Origin of the sequence: Psychrobacter communis (genome assembly GCF_014836505.1) — a bacterium.
GTDB classification, from domain to species: Bacteria; Pseudomonadota; Gammaproteobacteria; order Pseudomonadales; family Moraxellaceae; genus Psychrobacter; species Psychrobacter faecalis.
The window spans coordinates 1-18052 of record NZ_JACSQR010000020.1 but is presented as its reverse complement, the minus strand read 5'-3'; the positions used below and the strand labels follow the sequence as shown (position 1 = coordinate 18052).

The 18052-nt window shown below is 44.7% G+C and carries 18 protein-coding genes; 4 read left to right on the top strand and 14 right to left on the bottom strand.

All coding sequences use genetic code 11. The features are described from left to right. Window positions 1-100: 100 nt before the first annotated feature. Window positions 101-589, bottom strand: coding sequence for a DNA polymerase III subunit chi (locus H9653_RS08110; RefSeq protein ID WP_191691769.1), 489 nt, complete (start codon window positions 587-589; stop codon window positions 101-103). A 50-nt stretch (window positions 590-639) separates the two neighbouring features. Next, entirely contained in the window at window positions 640-2292 is a 1653-nt protein-coding gene (locus H9653_RS08105; RefSeq protein WP_191691768.1) for a leucyl aminopeptidase, read from the bottom strand. Between the two features lie 613 nt (window positions 2293-2905). Here H9653_RS08105 and H9653_RS08100 point away from each other — a divergent pair. Together H9653_RS08100 and lptG are read left to right on the top strand one after the other, a co-directional pair. Then, window positions 2906-4195, top strand: a complete 1290-nt coding sequence (locus tag H9653_RS08100) for an LPS export ABC transporter permease LptF (protein WP_191691766.1) — start codon at window positions 2906-2908, stop codon at window positions 4193-4195. Continuing rightward, complete coding sequence (lptG, locus tag H9653_RS08095) at window positions 4195-5436, top strand: LPS export ABC transporter permease LptG (RefSeq protein WP_191691764.1); 1242 nt, start codon at window positions 4195-4197, stop codon at window positions 5434-5436. Before H9653_RS08100 ends, lptG begins: the two co-directional genes overlap by 1 nt. Before the next feature lie 110 nt (window positions 5437-5546). On the opposite strand, the gene H9653_RS08090 is transcribed toward lptG, so the two are convergent. The 9 genes from H9653_RS08090 to recN all read right to left on the bottom strand — a co-directional run bounded on the left by H9653_RS08090 (window position 5547) and on the right by recN (window position 13022). Further along, complete coding sequence (locus H9653_RS08090; RefSeq protein ID WP_191691762.1) at window positions 5547-6167, bottom strand: class I SAM-dependent methyltransferase; 621 nt, start codon at window positions 6165-6167, stop codon at window positions 5547-5549. 181 nt (window positions 6168-6348) lie between these two features. Further along, window positions 6349-6687 carry a DUF3817 domain-containing protein gene (locus H9653_RS08085; protein ID WP_191691761.1) on the bottom strand — a complete coding sequence of 113 codons (339 nt, stop codon included), beginning with the start codon at window positions 6685-6687 and terminating at the stop codon, window positions 6349-6351. A gap of 44 nt (window positions 6688-6731) precedes the next feature. Next, the gene (gene xerD / locus H9653_RS08080; RefSeq protein ID WP_191691760.1) at window positions 6732-7670 is read right to left on the bottom strand and encodes a site-specific tyrosine recombinase XerD; all 939 of its coding nucleotides are present in this window, start codon (window positions 7668-7670) and stop codon (window positions 6732-6734) included. 17 nt (window positions 7671-7687) lie between these two features. Next, window positions 7688-8941, bottom strand: a complete 1254-nt coding sequence (locus H9653_RS08075) for a methyltransferase (RefSeq protein WP_191691759.1) — start codon at window positions 8939-8941, stop codon at window positions 7688-7690. Window positions 8942-9027: 86 nt separating this feature from the next. Continuing rightward, entirely contained in the window at window positions 9028-9354 is a 327-nt protein-coding gene (tusA, locus tag H9653_RS08070; protein WP_191691758.1) for a sulfurtransferase TusA, read from the bottom strand. Window positions 9355-9430: 76 nt separating this feature from the next. Next, window positions 9431-9910 carry a hypothetical protein gene (locus H9653_RS08065; protein ID WP_191691756.1) on the bottom strand — a complete coding sequence of 160 codons (480 nt, stop codon included), beginning with the start codon at window positions 9908-9910 and terminating at the stop codon, window positions 9431-9433. A gap of 72 nt (window positions 9911-9982) precedes the next feature. Further along, the gene (gene ruvX, locus H9653_RS08060) at window positions 9983-10537 is read right to left on the bottom strand and encodes a Holliday junction resolvase RuvX (protein ID WP_225211668.1); all 555 of its coding nucleotides are present in this window, start codon (window positions 10535-10537) and stop codon (window positions 9983-9985) included. A gap of 72 nt (window positions 10538-10609) precedes the next feature. Next, a complete protein-coding gene (locus H9653_RS08055; protein ID WP_144296863.1) occupies window positions 10610-11173 on the bottom strand; it encodes a YqgE/AlgH family protein in 564 nt (187 codons plus the stop codon). Between the two features lie 169 nt (window positions 11174-11342). Next, on the bottom strand, window positions 11343-13022 hold the full coding sequence (gene recN, locus H9653_RS08050) for a DNA repair protein RecN (protein ID WP_191691754.1): 1680 nt from the start codon (window positions 13020-13022) through the stop codon (window positions 11343-11345). A gap of 545 nt (window positions 13023-13567) precedes the next feature. On the opposite strand from recN, the gene ppnP reads away from it, so the two are divergent. Further along, window positions 13568-13903, top strand: coding sequence for a pyrimidine/purine nucleoside phosphorylase (gene ppnP, locus H9653_RS08045; protein WP_068407914.1), 336 nt, complete (start codon window positions 13568-13570; stop codon window positions 13901-13903). 365 nt (window positions 13904-14268) lie between these two features. Further along, window positions 14269-15039 (top strand): 23S rRNA (guanosine(2251)-2'-O)-methyltransferase RlmB, encoded by a 771-nt coding sequence (rlmB, locus tag H9653_RS08040; protein WP_191691752.1) that lies wholly within the window; start codon window positions 14269-14271, stop codon window positions 15037-15039. Here rlmB and coaE read toward each other — a convergent pair. The 3 genes from coaE to H9653_RS08025 form a co-directional block, all read right to left on the bottom strand. After that, window positions 15002-15691, bottom strand: coding sequence for a dephospho-CoA kinase (gene coaE / locus H9653_RS08035; protein ID WP_191691750.1), 690 nt, complete (start codon window positions 15689-15691; stop codon window positions 15002-15004). The genes rlmB and coaE overlap by 38 nt on opposite strands. A 116-nt stretch (window positions 15692-15807) precedes the next feature. Beyond that, window positions 15808-16707, bottom strand: coding sequence for a prepilin peptidase (locus H9653_RS08030; RefSeq protein WP_191691748.1), 900 nt, complete (start codon window positions 16705-16707; stop codon window positions 15808-15810). A gap of 25 nt (window positions 16708-16732) precedes the next feature. Next, a complete protein-coding gene (locus H9653_RS08025) occupies window positions 16733-17956 on the bottom strand; it encodes a type II secretion system F family protein (RefSeq protein ID WP_191691746.1) in 1224 nt (407 codons plus the stop codon). Window positions 17957-18052 lie beyond the last annotated feature (96 nt).

The following is an 18052-nucleotide window of genomic DNA, read 5'->3' as shown; positions in this document are numbered from 1 at the left end:
TTTAACCCATGCCTACCTAGGCACATAAGGTCAAGTAAAAGTGCGCAATGTGAAAAAATAGAAGTGTTTTTTAAGAAAAAAAATAGATAAGGTTTATCGATTAAACCTTAAAATGGGTCAGCTCATAGCCCAATTGTTGATAAGCTTTATATTTATGCCGACCTTCTTGCGTACTCTCAGGGTCAGGTTTTATCAGCTCAAGCACCCGAGTAGGTTGGGCGTTATTGGTCGCTGCCATAAAACGATTGACAGGATGGATAGTGGTATTTAAGACAATGCCTTTAAAATCCGCTGGCATATAACTGCTAAGTAAAACAGGGGCTAATGGCTCGTTATTCTCTTGAACAGATTTACTAGCATCTTTAGGCTCAGAAATAGTAGCATGCAAAAGTCGCTGATGCGGTATAAAGCTTGCGGCATCATATGACCATAGCGCCTCATCAAGCGTCGATAGCAATTCATCATCTTTATCAATGAGAATCAACAGCGACTGGCTGCTTTTATTCAGCGCGGTTTGGGTCAATTGACAAATAAAGCCCAAGATATCTTGGGCTTTACTTTCACTTAAAATATAAAAACTGATATTCATAAATTCATTTTCATAAATTGGTATTTTACCAATAGATTATTGATAGCGGATTAGGCATTGTTTGCGCTGTTTTTGAGGTATTGCATAAATAGCGGAACAGGGCGACCAGTTGCTGCTTTGTCTTTACCTGAATTCCATGCCGTACCAGCGATATCCAAATGCGCCCATGCTTGACCTTCTTCAACGAAGCGCGATAAGAAACAAGCGGCTGTGATAGCCCCGCCACCTTTACCACCGATGTTTTGCATATCAGCGATAGGCGAGTCAAGCTGCGCTTGATACTCATCATCTAACGGCATATGCCAGATTAAATCGCCCGACAAATGACTGGCGTTTTCTAATTCAAACAACACGTCTTCGTCATTACTAAATACCGCTGAGCGCACGTGACCTAAGGCAACCACACAAGCGCCGGTCAACGTTGCCACATCGATAATGGCTTTTGGATTATAGCGCTGTACGTAGCATAATGTATCGGCTAACACCAAACGACCTTCGGCATCGGTATTTAAGATTTCAACCGATTTGCCATTCATGGCTTTGACGATATCGCCTGGGCGCGTGGCATCACCTGATGGCATGTTTTCTGCACAAGCAAGCGCACCAACGACGTTGATCGGGAGACGCGCTTCACATAAAGCTTTAATCGTACCGAGTACTGACGCTGAACCGCCCATATCAAATTTCATCTCATCCATCGCCGCACCAGGTTTGATTGAGATACCGCCTGAATCAAAGGTCACGCCCTTACCGACTAAGACGATAGGCGCATCATCATTGACAGTTTTTACATCGCTGTTTTTGTCAGATTTTTTACTAGCAGCTTTGGTCGGTAATTTATCCGCCAAGGCTTTTAGACCGCCTGTTACTTTTGCACCACTATTGGCGATTTTGCTAGCGCCGACTTTAGCGCTAAAGTTAGATTTACCGCGGTACTCTAACAATACCAATTTGCCTTCTTTGGCTGAACCTTGGGCAACCGCTAAGAAGCAGTTCATACCCAGCGCTGACATCTCATCTTCACCCAAGACGGTGACTTTTAATAAGTCAGGATAAGCTTTAGCAAGCGCTTCGGCTTGTTCGGCCATGTAAGCAGGGAAACAGATATTGCCCGGCTCATTGGCGACATCACGGGTCAAGCTTTGACCAGCGAATACCGCTTCGGCAAATGTTAACGCAGCTTCTAATGACTCGTCAGCCAATAAATAGATGTCGGTTAAAACAGGCGTGCTTTGTTCAGATTTGTATTTATCAAAACGGTAGCTTGCTGCCAATAAATTAAGGGCAAACTGGCTGAAATGATTTTCTTCTAAAGCATCACCTAAAGCAACGGTGATAGAGTCAACACGTTTTTGCGTGCTTTGATAGATGGTATTGGCGATTTTTTGCAATACGCTGTGACCAAGCTTATCAAGATTACCCACACCAACGAGTAATAGCTGTACTGGGTTTTCTTTCGTGGTTTTCTTGTCGCCAGCGAGCGCATAATCAGCGACGGTTTCGCAGGCTTTACCATTAAAATGTGATACTTCCATCAATTGCGCAATACGGCTTTGATAATCGCTCAATTGCGCTTCAGCTAAGATGTTTTTCTTATCATCGATGAGCACCACAAGACAGGCAGCGTCTTTACTTTTGGCTTCTTTTTTAAGTATTTTTTGTGTATGGGTTTTTGGCAGGGTTTGCGTTAATTTAATATTCATATAGTTATCCTTATTAGAGTTATGAAATGACGTATTTTATTAATGTATTTGTGCTTTTTAAAATAATACTTTTTAAATGCCGTTACTTATGCAGCTAGCACAATAGTGTAGCATATTGCGAGGCGAGTGCGCAGCGAGCGCGGCGTCGCTATCCATATAGCAATTCTATATTTTTTTGAATCGACTACCTATTTATTTGTGCTGTTTAAAGTATTTGTACCATTTAAATTTGGCAGAAACAGTAGTTTAGCAACAAAACCTAAAAAAGCGCGGCAAAGGATACCAAGGACAAACAAACTTTGCTAAATAGTATAAAGCAAACATACGGCGTAAATAGTTAACAGATTCATCCATAGATTAAGGTATTCTTATAAATAATATACGCTGTAGGCTTTGTTAGTTTTAGCTATTATGAACCAAATAATCAAGGCTTATAGCAAGATGCATGCAATGTTTTCCAACACATTTCACAGCCATTTTTGAGCAAAATATGCTAGGATTAGCGGTTATCTTTATCGCTACTGTTTATAACATAGCGCCAGTCAAACTGCGCTAAATTGTGCGCATACCAACCTTTTTCTAAAGAGTGCCTATTGTGATATTACGCCGCTATATGACTCAACAAGTTGCCTCAACGACCGCTTTGGTGTTGGGGTTTTTAGTGGTGATGATGCTCGGCGGCCGCTTAATCCGTTATTTCGGCATTGCCGCAGAAGGCAATTTAGACATCAGTTTATTATTTACCATCATTGGTTATAATTTGCCCTACTTTTTAGAGCTTATCCTGCCATTGGCGTTTTTTATCGCACTCATGCTAGTATTCGGGCGCTTATACGTCGACCAAGAGATGGCGGTGATTAATGCCAGCGGCGTGTCGCGTGGTAAGCTTGGACGTTTGATGACGCCGCTGATATTGGCATTATTTGTTGGAGAGGCGGCCTTATCTATTGTTGGAAAACCGTGGGGCGTACGCTCATCGGAGAGCGTGTGGCAACAGCAAGCGTTGACCAGTGCTTTTGATTTGATACGTCCCAATCAGTTTATCAGTAGTGGCAATTATCATTTATATGTCGGCAGCTTGAGCGATGATAAAAAACAATTGCAAGATGTGATATTGATTCAATCTGAGCCTAAAGCCAAAGGCAGTACGGCGAAAAACGCGGCCGCTGATGTAAATAATAATATCGACCCAGAAACCGCTGAGCAATTAAATATCCCAGAGCTGCCAAACGCGCTTATAAGCAACAATGCTATCAGTAAAGATACCATTACCCTTGCCAAACGCGCTCAGCAAGTAGATACCAGCAGTAGCGGCGTTACTCAACTAGATTTGTTCCAAGGTCGCCGTTATGAAGTCGGCGCAGGCAGTCTAAAATACAACCAAGTGGGCTTTGATCGCTACCGTATCACCTTGACCGAATCTTCCAAAGAAGTCATCACCGAAGCCAATATTGAAACCCAAGCGATAGGTCCATTATGGCAAGCCGCAACGGGCAGTACAGCAGTAAATAGTGAAAACGCACTTCGAGCGGCGCAAGGGGAGCTTGGCTATCGTCTGGCTTTGCCTTGGCTCATGATTATCGCACCGATGCTCGCCGTGCCACTGGCGCAAGTACGTCCGCGCCAAGGTCGCTGGTTGCGTCTATTCCCATCGATTTTATTGTTTGTCAGCTGTGCGCTTGGCATTATTTCACTCAAAAACGCGGTAAGCAAAGGCAGTGTTAGCGTTTGGGCGTATGCATGGCTGGTTTTAGGGTTTATGGCATTAGCGCTTTATATGAATTGGGGCAGCCGCGTCCAGCATCGTTTGCGCTTTCGCAAACCAGATGAGCTGTTAACCGTTAGCGAGCATCAAGGCAATATTGACCATAAAAGTAATGGCTCACAAGGAGGACAATCCTAATGAGCGCTTTATTCTCTAAATCATCATCGTCTAATTCATCAAAGCCAAATTCGCCAAGCCCTAAGCTAAAGCTTGCGCCAAAACCGACCAATCTAAAGGTGCTGAACCGCTACGTCAAGCTCAATGCTTTGCTCGCCATCATCGGCGCGGTTATAGGCTTGTGGGCATTGCAGCTGGTATTTTCTTATTTGTCTGAGCTGGATTCGTTAGATGATAACTATACGATGGGCGAGGCGATTAAATATATTTTTTATCGCTCGCCGTACTTCTTAGAGCAATTTATCCCAACGGGTGCGTTACTTGGTGCGGTGGTTGGTTTGGGTTTACTTGCCAATAAAAGTGAGCTGGTCGTCATGCGCGCCGCTGGCGTCAGTGTTTATCGTATCGTCGGTTGGGTGTTGCAGCCGGCCTTGATTTTTGTGCTATTGGCATTGGTGATTAATCAGTTTGTCCTACCGCATTCTAATCAATTAGCGCAAGAAATTAACGATCAAGACAATAGCTCGCTTGTCACCTCGGTACGCGGTTATTGGACAGTACAGCCACGCTTTGAGAGTACAAAAGACGGCAGTGCCAAGCCAGATGGCAGCGATATTTTGTATATCGATTATGCCGATGTGAAAGGCAATATCGGCGAAGTTAAACGTTGGCATTTAGACAATAATGGCAATCTGCAAACTGCTATTCATGCCGAGGGCGGCAAATATATCGGCCGCGAAGCAATAGATACTAATAGCAGCAAACCGAGCGAGCAATATCGTTACGAGTGGCAGCTGAATAATATGACCAAGCTGATGATTGGTCAGGGCTTTGAGAGTAGCCAAGCTATCGCACCGTCAGATACCTTGAGTTTGCCCTTCGCGCCTGAGTCGGTGTATTTACTCACTCGTAAGGCCGAAGATTTGTCATTGACTCAATTATATGAGCATCGCCAATTTATGCGCCAGCAAGGCACGCGCTCGTTAAGTCATGAGTTGGCCTTTTGGCAAAAGCTGCTGTCACCATTATCGATTTTATCGCTAGTGATTGTTGCCTGTTCATTCGTCTTTGGCTCACTACGTACGCATAGCTTGGGCTTACGCATCGTCGTGGCATTGCTATTTGGCTTGCTGTTTAGTTATGTGCAAGACTTGGTTGGCTTTGTCTCATTGGCGACTGGTTTTTCGCCGTTATTAATGGTGCTATTACCGATTATCGCCAGTGCGATATTGGGCGGGTATTTGTTGAAGCGGCAAATGTAGTTTTAAAAATATAATTGTAAAAATATAGTTCTAAAAATTTAGGTAAAAAAACCCGCTAACACGATGATGTGTTAGCGGGTTTTTTTGTGCAGCTTTTAAGTTGCTTAAGCTTAGTCTTTGGTCGCCATGGTAATGGTATAGGTTTTACCTTGTTTAACCTTTTCGCTATTGCCAAAGACTTCGGTAAACGAGCGCTTCATAAACTGACGTAAACCATTGATTGTCACTACATAAAAACGCCCACCTTGACGCATGCGCGCATAAGCATCAAGGAAATACAGATAATGCTGCTCTTTGCCGACTTTAGCGGGCAAGTTCGACATCACAAGGCTAAAGTCTTTGTCTTTTGCCACATGGTTAAAGCCATTTGATAAATGTACATCGACATTCTTTAGACCGTTTTTCTCGCAATTCAAGCGCGCATATTCTACCGCCATAAAATCCTTATCAATTAAGGTATGCTGACCATTCGGGCATTCACGCGCCGCCGTCATCCCAAGCACGCCATAACCACAGCCCAAATCGATCGAATCATCGTCCGCTTGAAAATCCACGTAATCAAGCAGCATCAAGCTACCATCATCGAGCTTTTGCGGTGAAAAAATACCCCACGTGGTCGCAAAATCAAACGGCTTGCCCAGCACATCTTGGCGAAAATGAATGTCTTCACGCCAGTGTTCGGCGCTTTTTAATAGGTCAGCAGGGGGACGGTGGTTTGTAGAGTGGCTCATGGGATTCTCGGATAGTAGATAGGTAAAAGGTTAATAAACTATGGCAGGTATTGTAACGAGAAAAGGGCAGGTTTGCAGCTAGGGATTGATAGAATTGTAGCAAGGGTTGAAGAAAAGAAGTAGGGTGCGCCTAGCGCACCTTAATCAAGACAATATCTAACATGGATACGCAAGGCGCATTCTACTTCCCCAACCGCTTCTTTAATAAATGATCAAATATAAACGGACCAAACGGTAAGAACGAGCCAAGCACACCTGCAGGCATTGCCCATAGCGGCATTTTTATTTTGCTCGTTGCAATCAGCAGTACCAAGATATAGGCGATAAACAGTACCCCATGCGCCATACCGACATATTTTACGGCTTCAGGAATGCCCATCATATATTTTAGAGGCATGGCGATACCAAGCAATAATAAAAAAGACGTGCCTTCCAAGTAACCCATGATGGTCAGGTTTTTGAGGGCAGAATTTTGCCCTTTTGTTAGGGTAGGCAGAGTAGATGGCTGAGCTTGCAACACGTTATATTCCTTTTACAATCATCAATAAATCTTTAATTTCAGTTTTAACCGCGCGGATGATGCTCGGCATGCAGCTTTTGTAATCTCGCCGTCGCCACATGGGTATAAATCTGCGTGGTTGATAAATCACTGTGCCCCAGTAATAACTGCACGCTACGCAAGTCTGCGCCGTGATTGAGCAAATGAGTGGCAAAGGCGTGACGTAAGGTATGTGGTGATAATTCTTTATCAATGCTGGCAACTTTGGCGTATTTTTTTAATAGATACCAAAAGTTCTGCCGTGTCATATAGCCGCCTTGCGCGGTCAAAAATACTGCTTGGCAATTACCCGATTTTAAATGCGCAATCAAATCACCACGAGCGTGCGTTAGATAATCTTCTAGCGCCTCTGCTGCGTATTCGCCGAGTGGCACCAGTCGGGTTTTATTGCCTTTACCGGTAATTTGTAGCCAACCAGCGTTTAGATTGACTTGTTCTAATGACAGATTAATCAGCTCGCTAACGCGCAGACCACAAGCGTAGAGCACCTCTAACATAGCTTTATCACGCAGTCCGAGTGCGGTGCTAGTATCAGGCGCGGCGAGGAGATTATCGACATCTGCCTCACTCAAATCCTTTGGCAGTGGACGACCTAATTTGGGGCTTTTGATACGCTCACACGGATTGTCTTCGCGCAGATTACTGGCAATCATCCAAAGATAAAACTGGCGCAAGCTTGACAGCATACGGGCTTGCGTGCGCGGCGTTTTGCCCTCGATGGTAAGGGTTGATAAACAGTGCAGCACGTCTTCAGGCTGCCATTTCGTCAGTGCAATAGGGTTGGTCAGCTCACAAGAGCGCAAGTCGCGCACATAAGCATTACGCGTCCGCGTTGCAAGCCCGCGGGCAAGCATTGCTTGCCGAAACTCGGTGATATAAGTTGGCTCGTCATCGACGGCCAGCGTTTTAGGTTGGCGCTGTTGGACGGCGCGGTCGCGGCTCATAATTTGTTACTCAATGATTAATTATCAGTTATTAAAGATTGGGTAGGTTCTAAGCACCATAAAGAAGTAACCTCGCTACTCCTCGCCGCATATAGCGGATCAGACTCATCCTGACTGCGACCATGCTTAGGTTTGGTATCAAGGCGGTATTTTACTTTCAGACCACTATCAAAAAACCAGCTTAATAATTCCTCACGAGTGCGCAGTTGCAGGTGCTCAGCCAAATCCGACAGAATCAACCAGACTTCTCCATGCTCAGCTAAATGAGCTTTCGCCCCCTGCAAAAAACCACGCAGCATTTTGCTATTAGCATCATAAACGGCATACTCTAACGGCGAGCTGGGCTTAGCAGGCAACCAAGGCGGATTACAGACAATCAGATTGGCGAGTGGTGCATCAGTTGGATAAAGGTCGGCTTGTTGCAACTGTACATTAGCTAATTCTAATCGCGTAAAATTTTCGCTGGCGCAGGTTAAAGCTCGCGGATTCAAATCCGTGGCTATTATTTGTGGAACACCGCGCTGCGCCAAGATAATTGCTAGCAAGCCAGTGCCCGTACCGATATCATAAGCAACATCACAAGTATCTGGCAGTGGCGCATCGAGTAATAGCTGTACATATTCATGGCGGGTTGGGGCAAAGACACCATAATGCGGGAATATTGATAAATCTAAACCATCAATCGGAACGCCTTTTTCGCGCCACTGCGCTGCACCAAGCGCTCCTTGTAAGTCACGAAACGACAGCACATACGACTCATTTAGTTCATTATCCAACTGACCAAAAGCAGCTATGCAAGCTGCACTCATATCAGGGGCGCGGCGTAATTGGCTGACATAATTGGCATCAAGCTCGAGTAGCAGACGGCTTAATATGCGCGCACGCTGGGCTTGCAATTGGCGCTGCTGATGAAATAAGTTAGGAATGTCTTTGGATAACTCTGAAGATTTATCTACATTTTTATTGGATTTCGCAGATTGATTTGCTGCTTTTTTCATTTTACGTAGCTCAGAGCGCTCATTGGTACGCTCGATGCGTCGATTGAGCGCTTGTAGCAATTGCCGTGCATTATGAAAGTCACCGTGCCACAGTAGTGAAGTGCCTTCGCAAGCCAAGCGATAAGCCTCATCGGCGGTCGTTTTATCATCGACCAATACAATACGCGCAGGTGGCGCATGATTGCTTTCCGACACCCAAAGTGCGTGATGTAACGTCTCGCTGCCGTCTTTGTTTTCGAGCCACTGCACATACTGCTTTTGGGGTGCTAACATGCTATCTACCTTTAATTTGTGAATGATATATTTCGTACAAAGCAAAGATATCTGGATGCTATTAGTGCGCTGATGCTATGAGTGCTTTAAGCATTCTTTTTCTTGACCAAATACCGATACAGGGTGGCGTTAATAGGCGCATCATCATCGTCCGCAATTGTGATTTCATCCGGATCAACATTTAAAGGTACATTTTCAGCAAGCGTTTCTTGCTTTACAAGCTCGTGCCCCAAGTGACGGCAAAAATTAGGAATATCGCGAGTGGTCGCAGGATCTGTAGCGAGTATCTCAATCACCTCGCCAGCATCGGCATTACGTATGGTTCGATGTAGCATCATCACCGGCTCAGGGCAAATCAGCCCTTGGGTATCTAAATGATGTTGAATGGTACTATCAGATGTTGAAGTTGTCATAGTCGTTTTTTAAATCAATAAAATATGGTGAATGTTTTCAGTTCTTTATTAGTGATGGCATTTTTATCAGGAAGTTTTATGTTTCTTTAACATTTTCAGACGTTTCTTCAGCGTCTAAAAAATTAAAAAAGCGCTTAAAGCTCACCTTAAATAAAAACGCCACCCCAAGCCAACATGCCAAACCTAACCAAGCAGTATCAGCAAATAATAGCCCGCCAAGTAATATAACCGTCGATACACCAATACTCATGGCAATCATTGACGGCTGATTTAAGCGATAACGATAAATCACCAGCGCATCATAAATAGTAATAGGAATCGTGAGCGCCACCAAAGCGTAGGGCAGGTTATAGAACAATTGATAAAGCAGCTGATTGTTATGAAAGGCTTTGATACTAGCAATGGTGCCAAAGACCATAAAGGCGAGGATAGCAGCATAAATAAGATAAACCGCTATCTGGTTTGCTCGCTGAGCGCCTTTGATACGTGCAATCGCGAGCGGTGCAAAGCCACGTTGCGACTTGTTTTGCAAAGATTGGTCTGAGACAGTGGTCATATTAATCAGTCATTTATTCGTTTAGACGATATAAAAAAAGAGGGGGAGGTTAGTCATGGCTTTACCCTACTATTAATCCGCTTTAATGGCGTCGATAGCGATACTGCTACTCGGATCAGCAAAATACGTCGACATTAGGATACAAGCGGAGATATCATCAATCGGATCGCGCTCGTTTTGAATCCAGCCGTTTTCCCACGCAATTTCGCGTGCTGCTACTGAGGTCAGGCGTTCATCACAGAGAGAGACAGTGACGGGTAAACGCTGCTCCATAATTCTGTGCGCCAACCGACGAGCAAATTTATGCGCCCGCTTGGACAGCATTGAGCTGCTCCCATCCATGTTTAATGGTAATCCGACCACCACTTTTGCCACGCCCCACACCTTGATAATACCAAGCAGGTTGTCCCAATCCGGCTGACCATTATTCATCGCCAAAATATCAAAGGCACGCGCCGTCTCGGTAATAGAATTGCCTAGCGCCATCCCCATCTTTTTGACGCCATAATCGAGCGCCAAAATAAGGTGCGGCTTAATCGTTGGCTCTGTAGCGCTATCAGCATTTATAACGTCTGTGCTATGAGTAGTTATAGCGCCCGCGCTATCTGCAAGAATACTATTGACCATAATTTGAGGTATTTCCTGTTTCTGTCTTCATGAAGCAAATGCTGCTCAGTATATAGCACTTAATATATAACGCTAGGCATGACCAATATCGCTGCTTAGATAGTCAAAATTAACGCCAATCTTATCGGCAGCGATTTGCCAGCGTTCTGCAAATGGCGTATCAAACAATAAGTTTAAATCAGCCGGGCAGACGAGCCAGTCGCCACTCGCAAGCTCTTGGTCGAGCTGCTTTTTTCCCCAGCTGGCATGACCTAAGCACAGCTGATAATGCCCAACACCTTGACCAGCAGCGATGCGTTTTAGGATATCTTGGCTGGTAGTAATACAGACGTTTTCTGAGATGGCAAAAGACGACGCCCATTCTGGTTGACCGGTGTGCAAGACAAAACCGACTTCTGGATACATAGGACCCCCTTCTAGCGCCATATCTTCCATTACTTGCGGATCGGTCACTTCGATACCTAAGTCTTCTAGCAGTTTGCCGACGCGCGCTTGCTCTATCGGACGATTGACCATCAGACCGAGCGCCCCATGTTTATCATGGCGACAGATATAAATCAGCGCCTGCTCAAACCGTGGGTCTGACAGCTCGGGCGCCGCGATTAAGAAATGATGGGTCAAATTGGCTTTAGACATAGAAACAAACGCAACCTAATATTAAAGGTGAAATTATCAAGAGGATAGACCACTATATGGCGTTTAGGTGTAAAAAATCAACTAAAGCAAATGTTTAGCGATTATTTGTGAGTAATTTGCTATTAATCATTTAGCTGCCAACCATTTCATAGCCATCAATCAATAATCATTATTTAACATCGCTTAATAAGCTACGCGCATGGTCACGGGTGACATCCGTGATGGTCACCCCGCCAGACATACGGGCCAGCTCATCGACTTGCGCGCTATCGGTTAAGATTAATAGCTCGCTTTCGGTTTGCTCATCATGATGTTTTTGTACCAAGATATGCTGATGCGCTTGCGCCGCAACTTGCGCTTGGTGGGTAATGGCCAATAACTGCTGCGTCTGCCCAAGCGCGCGTAACAGCTCACCAACCACTTGCGCCGTACCGCCACTGATACCAACATCCACTTCATCAAAGACGAGCATTGGCTTGGCAGCATTATTATTAGCATTGGTCGCTTGCAGAACTTGCATGACCAATGCCATCCGCGACAGCTCACCACCTGAGGCAATTTTATGTAGTGGCTGCATGGGCATACCGACGTTGGCGCTAAACAACAAATCGATATCATAGCAGCCTTGACCATTATACTGGTTAGGGTCGGTCTTTTTGGTAAAGACAAACTCGCAGCGCGCATTTGGCAGGGCAAGCGGTCGTAATTGCGCAATCAGCTGTTTACTGACTTTTGGCGCCGCTTTTGAGCGCTGTTTATTAAGCTCAGTGGCAAGTGACAAATACTCTTGCCACGCTTGCTCGATTTGCACTGCCATCGCATCGCTACTTGGCTCGTTTTCTAACTGTTCTAATTGCGCTTGCCACTGCTTTGCTTCATCAATCAAATCGCTTGCGGGCAGGCCATGCTTACGCGACAAGCGGTGCCCAAGACTGATTAAGCTATCGAGTGTTTGCAAGCGCTCAGGGTCGGGTAATTGCTGTTCCGCATAATCCGATAGCAAGCCTGTGACCTCAGTGATTTGCTGCTGCGCCAAATGCAACTGTTCGGACGCCTGCTCAAAGGTTTGACTGACGCTCATTTGATTGTCGCAAAGCTTAATTGCTTGCCCGAGTAAGGTCATGACATCCGGCTCATCGGTGTCATTATCGAGCAGGTGTAAACCGTGACTGGCCTCCGTCATCAACGCTTCGATATTAGACAGCTCTTCGTGCTCCGCTTCAACTTCTGCATAATCAACCGCGAGTAGCGGCGCAATGTCAGCAAGCTGGCTTTGCAACAATTGAATGCGATCTTGACGCTGAGCTTCGCGGCTGGCGATATCATCAGCGCGGCGTTTGAGCTGCTGATAAGCTTGATAGCTGCTGGTCGTTTGTACAGCAAGTGGCGTGATTTGTGCCATCTCGTCAAGCCATTGCACCACAAATTGTGGCTTTAGTAAGGCTTGCTGGGCATGTTGACTATGAATGTTTACCAATAAAGCGCCCAAGCTTTTAAGTTCCGCTAAGCTGACCGGCGTGCCATTTAACCAGGCTTTAGAGCGCCCTGTATTACTAAGCTGACGGCGAATCAAGACTTCAGGTTCTTCTAAAGAGCGCTCGTTTTTTGCAAACCATTCTGCCACGACGTCATTATTTTCTACATCAAACTGCGCATAGATATCAGCATACGCCGCGCCGTGCCTGACCATGGCACTATCAGCGCGCTCGCCTACGCACAAAGACAGCGCATCTAGTAATAATGACTTGCCAGCACCTGTCTCACCGGTGATGACATTGAAGCCTTCAGCCATGCTCAGCTCGTGCTGAGCAATCAATGCAAACTGCTGTAAAGTTAATGATACGAGCATCAATGCCTCTCATGGCAGACAATAAATATCAGCAAGTAGGCTGATTTTTAGGTCTACAATAGGATAAATAAAGAAAAACAGCTTTGGTAAATGGTGCTAAGAAGATAAAGACAATTGGCAAATATTATGGTGGCAAAAGGTAGGAAATACAAATTTTAAAGGTAAGCAAAGCTAGGTATTCATTTAACAATAAGCACAACTTTCCTAGTGGCTGTAACAAACTTTATAGATATAATGTGGTAGCATAATCTCACATAATGATAAACTCTTACCACCAGATTTTCATACCATCTGCTATCTATGATGTTTCTAGTAAAAGACGAGAGGTGAGTTCATGCTAGACAAAGTAAGCGTTTCATCATTACTTTTCATAGTGTATTCTCTATGCGAGTCTTTATTTGGTTAACAGTTATATCGAGCTAAATATAGAGTGAATCGTCAAAAAGTTGTAATAGAACTGTCAGTTAAGCGATGAGTTATTTTGCTATTTAGTTTTTCAATTTGGTCTTTTAGTTTGGCAATAATTATTTGATAAGGAAGCCACTATGACAGCGGCGCAATTTACCAATGTAACAGTCAATGCTCAAGCCACGATATCCTACGATGGTCGTTGCTCAAGCCATACCATTATGTTTGAGGACGGTCGCCATAAAACGCTCGGGGTTATTTTGCCTTGCGACAATTTGGTTGAGCACTATCACTTTAGCACCAATACTTCGGAGCGCATCGAAATCATCAGCGGTGAGTGTGAGGTCAAAATAAACGGTGAGGAAGAATTTAGCTACTACCGCGCAGGACAGTCATTCGTAGTCGAAGGCAATAGTGGTTTTAATTTGCGTACAGAAGAAATCGTGCAGTATATTTGTCATTTAGAAGGTTAAGCTGGCTAAAAAATCATACGATTAAAGGTGTCAAAAGACAACTTGCCCCACCTTTAAATAAACAAGTTAAAAGAAATAAACCTTATGCGAAGGTTTATTTCTTTTTTTTGGCAATTATTTTAATAATTTTTCGTTTCGCCACGCGTTAATTGCTACAATTATCGTTATATAGGCAGTCCGCTACAAAATGAACATAGAGCTACTGGCATTCATTTTGCGCAGCCTCTGTCTGCGTAGGCATAGCAAGCGAGGAAAATGAATACCAGTAGCGCGTTATCATATTTGTACTGATTTTATTTAGAACTGACTATACTTCCTATTTTTTATCGCCGTACGCGATACCACTTTTATATTGTAGATTCCCTATGGCAAAACCCAGCTATTTTTATGGCATTCACGCGATTGAAGCCTTACTCGAATACCGCCCGCTTGATGGACTCAGTTTATTTGTCCAACAAGGACGTGAGAGCGACAGCCACGTACAAGCGATTATGGCGCAAGCACGTGATAATGGTATTAGTATTCAACCGACACAAAAAGATAAGCTTACTCAGCTGTGCGGCAGCCCGCAACATCAAGGTGTGGTGCTTAATGCGCGTCCGTTAGGGTTCGCTGACGAAGGTTTATTGGATACCATTGCTAAGCGTGAGCAGTGCCTATTATTGGTGCTTGACCAAATTACCGACGCGCATAACTTTGGTGCGTGTTTACGTACCGCAGTGGCCATGGGCGTTGATGCCGTTATTTGTCCCAAACACCATGCGGCAAGCCTGACGCCAACCGTTGCGAAAGTATCGGTAGGGGCTGCCGAGATGATGCCTATCGTCAGTGTGACCAATTTGGCTCGTACGTTAAGCAAGATTAAAAATGCTGGCGTCTTTGTGTTTGGCACCGCATTAAATGCAGGGGCAAAGCCAATACATGCCGCTGATATGACGGGCAAAACCGCGATTATTATGGGATCAGAGGGCGAAGGTATGCGCCGCCTGACAATGGAGAGCTGCGATGAGTTGGTTTATATTCCGATGTCAGGCAACGAGCATGGTAACTTGCAAAGCTTAAATGTGAGTGTGGCGACCGGTATGGTGCTCTATGAGATTAATCGGCAGCGAACTTTAGCTGCTGGGCAAGCGTAAGATAGTTTTGATGTAATGGCTCAAGCTGTAAATATAACGCCGCAAGATCGCTTTCGTTAAGCACCACATCATCTGCATGACGATTACGCTCTTCGCGGCTGAGCTGATTAATCATGATGGCTTTAATCTTTTGTACGCTTTGCTCATCGCGCTGGCTGGCACGCGCAAGCTGAGTTTCTTCGGTGGCATCCATTACCAAAATACGCTGGCATAAGTTGGCAAGCCCTGCTTCTGCACCTTCAATGAGCAAAGGTGCTGAGAGCACAACATATGGTGACGTACTGGCTGCTAGTTGCAATTTTGCCGCTTCGCGTATCGCTGGATGGGTGATGGCTTCAAGCTCAATTAAGGCTTCAGGATGGGTGAAGACATGAGTACGCACGGCAGCGCGATCCATTTCACCGTCAGCATTTAATACCCAATCACCAAATTTTCTTTTGATTTTGCGTAAAGTGTCGCTGCCTTTAGCGACCACTTGATGAGCAATCACATCTGCATCAATAATATCAATCCCTTGCTGCGCGAACCAATCGCTTGCCGCCGACTTGCCGCTGCCGATACCGCCGGTCAAGCCGACAACTAACGTCTTGCTTTTGGTTTGGGGCGACTGTGGCTGATAGGAATAAGATGAAGATGAGGCATAATTTGACATAGTAATGACTTATTTAACCGATAGAAGAGGGAGGCTACAATATACCAATAGCCTATTCTAGCAGGTTAAAGCGCATTTTTGAGAAATTGCGCGTCTACTTGCATCAGTATAGGGGTTTAAGCGTACATTCCTAGATACCAATTGACGATATCTGGGCCGTATAATAATGCAATGATACCGGCAATCGCGATATAAGGACCAAAGGCAAAAGGGCGACTTTCCCCTTGTTTTTTCATCAGAATAATCCCGACGATAGAACCTAATAGGGAGGAGAGTAAGATAATGAGTGGCAACATCATAGGGCCAAGCCAAGCACCCAATACGGCCAGTAATTTAAAATCGCCTTGTCCCATGCCGTGTTTTTTCGTAATGAGATAAAAGATTTTTACCACGACCCACAAAGATAAAAAGCCAAGTAAAAGTCCCCAGATTGACTGCGTAGGTGAGACAAACCAACCTTGCGAATTTACCGCCAATCCTAAGCCCGCCAATGGAAAGGTTAGTCGATCTGGCAATAGCTGAGTATCAAAGTCGATTCCTGTTAGTGCAACTAGGGTCCAGACTAAAATTAATGCTGATAATCCAGCGGCGCTGACGCCAAACTGATAAATGACCAGCATAGATAGCAGAGCAGTTACCAGCTCAACAATAGGATAACGCAGTCCGATAGCAGCTTTACAGTCTGAGCAGCGACCATGTAATATAAGCCAGCTTATTAAAGGGATGTTTTCATACCACTTTATTTTATGGGCGCAGTGCGGACAGCGTGAAGCAGGTGTGCTTAATGTAATAGAAGGGTCAGCAGCGACGATGTTTGCCAGTGGTTGCGTATGTTCAGACGGCATGTCTGCTTGCTCAGCCATAAACTGGCTACATTCTTGCCGCCACGCCGCTATCATCATGAGCGGTGTCCGATGAATCACCACATTTAAAAAGCTGCCAACACAAAGACCAAGTAGACCAAATACAACTAAGGCAAGAGTTATATTTTCTTGTAATAACTGAAGAAATTGCATGAAATCGTTTTCCTTGCAGTGGCTGTTAGCCTACCACTGAGCCCATTTGGAAGATTGGTAAATACATGGCAATCACTAAGCCGCCAACCAATACACCGAGCACCGCCATAATTAACGGCTCCATTAAGCTGGTCAAACCATCAACAGCGTTATCGACTTCGTTTTCGTAATAGACCGCAACTTTATCGAGCATCTCTTCTAAGCTACCTGATTCTTCACCAATACCAACCATTTGAATCGCCATACTTGGGAATAAGTTGGTTGAGCGTATCGAAAATTGCAATTGCTGACCGGTTGAAACATCGTTTTTTATTTGCTGAATGGCGTTATAAAAGACTACGTTATTTGCAGCGCCAGCGGTAGAATCTAAAGCATCAATGAGGGGTACACCAGCAGCAAAGGTGGTCGATAATGTGCGCGCAAAGCGAGCGATGACCGCTTGATAAGCGATGTTGCCAAATATGGGCGCTTTTAATACCGCACGGTCTAAGAAATCGCGAAACTTCTTAGAGCGTTTTTTAGCTTCTGAAAAGCCAATGACGGCGCCACCAATCAGTACGATTAAAATAAACCACCAAGATTGCATCCATTCTGACATCCCTACTACCATCTGAGTAAACGCCGGTAGTTCGGCACCAAATGAACCAAATAAATCGGCAAATACAGGAACAACTTTAACCAGTAGGATAATAGTGACGATAATAGCAACGACAATCACGGCGATAGGATATTTCATTGCCTTTTTAATTTTGGCTTTTAACAGCTCACTTTTTTCTTTATAGGTTGCAACGCGCTCTAGCATGGTCTCTAACGAACCGGACTGCTCGCCAGAGTCTACAAGAGAACAAAACAGATCATCGAAATAGCGCGGATGTTTACGCAGTGCCGAAGCAAAAGTGCCGCCCGCTTCGATATCGGCTTTTATTTGTAAGACCAAATCTTTCATGCTCGGGTTATCAAGAGAGTCAGCAACAATCTCAAAGGATTGGGTTAACGGCACGCCAGCTTTCATCATAGTGGCCAACTGCCGGGCAAAAATAGCAATATCAATCAGTTTAATAGACTTTTTAAAAGTGTATAAAGGCTTGGGTTTTTTCTTGATACCTTTGACAGTGATACCTTGTTTGCGCAAAGTGGCTTTCGCCAACTCCAAGCTGCGACTGGTGGTTTCGCCTTTTACTTTTTGTCCGCGCCGGTTTACTCCATCATAGACAAAGTCTAATAGCATGTCGGTTTTAGCTTTTGCCATGTTGATACCCTCAAAATTCGGTGGTGTATCAAAAAGTATGCTGGAGTAATAAAAGAAGGGTGACAGCCGAAGCAAGATGATATATTTGAGGTTATG

Excerpts from the sequence above, each read along its gene's own strand:
- H9653_RS08100 (WP_191691766.1), top strand. The coding sequence starts at position 2,906 with ATGACTCAACAAGTTGCCTCAACGACCGCTTTGGTGTTGGGGTTTTTA.
- rlmB (WP_191691752.1), top strand. The coding sequence starts at position 14,269 with ATGGCAAAACCCAGCTATTTTTATGGCATTCACGCGATTGAAGCCTTA.
- ppnP (WP_068407914.1), top strand. The coding sequence starts at position 13,568 with ATGACAGCGGCGCAATTTACCAATGTAACAGTCAATGCTCAAGCCACG.
- H9653_RS08065 (WP_191691756.1), bottom strand. The coding sequence starts at position 9,910 with ATGACCACTGTCTCAGACCAATCTTTGCAAAACAAGTCGCAACGTGGC.
- recN (WP_191691754.1), bottom strand. The coding sequence starts at position 13,022 with ATGCTCGTATCATTAACTTTACAGCAGTTTGCATTGATTGCTCAGCAC.
- H9653_RS08075 (WP_191691759.1), bottom strand. The coding sequence starts at position 8,941 with ATGTTAGCACCCCAAAAGCAGTATGTGCAGTGGCTCGAAAACAAAGAC.
- H9653_RS08110 (WP_191691769.1), bottom strand. The coding sequence starts at position 589 with ATGAATATCAGTTTTTATATTTTAAGTGAAAGTAAAGCCCAAGATATC.
- H9653_RS08105 (WP_191691768.1), bottom strand. The coding sequence starts at position 2,292 with ATGAATATTAAATTAACGCAAACCCTGCCAAAAACCCATACACAAAAA.
- ruvX (WP_225211668.1), bottom strand. The coding sequence starts at position 10,537 with ATGGTCAATAGTATTCTTGCAGATAGCGCGGGCGCTATAACTACTCAT.
- tusA (WP_191691758.1), bottom strand. The coding sequence starts at position 9,354 with ATGACAACTTCAACATCTGATAGTACCATTCAACATCATTTAGATACC.
- H9653_RS08090 (WP_191691762.1), bottom strand. The coding sequence starts at position 6,167 with ATGAGCCACTCTACAAACCACCGTCCCCCTGCTGACCTATTAAAAAGC.
- H9653_RS08055 (WP_144296863.1), bottom strand. The coding sequence starts at position 11,173 with ATGTCTAAAGCCAATTTGACCCATCATTTCTTAATCGCGGCGCCCGAG.
- xerD (WP_191691760.1), bottom strand. The coding sequence starts at position 7,670 with ATGAGCCGCGACCGCGCCGTCCAACAGCGCCAACCTAAAACGCTGGCC.
- coaE (WP_191691750.1), bottom strand. The coding sequence starts at position 15,691 with ATGTCAAATTATGCCTCATCTTCATCTTATTCCTATCAGCCACAGTCG.
- lptG (WP_191691764.1), top strand. The coding sequence starts at position 4,195 with ATGAGCGCTTTATTCTCTAAATCATCATCGTCTAATTCATCAAAGCCA.
- H9653_RS08025 (WP_191691746.1), bottom strand. The coding sequence starts at position 17,956 with ATGGCAAAAGCTAAAACCGACATGCTATTAGACTTTGTCTATGATGGA.
- H9653_RS08030 (WP_191691748.1), bottom strand. The coding sequence starts at position 16,707 with ATGCAATTTCTTCAGTTATTACAAGAAAATATAACTCTTGCCTTAGTT.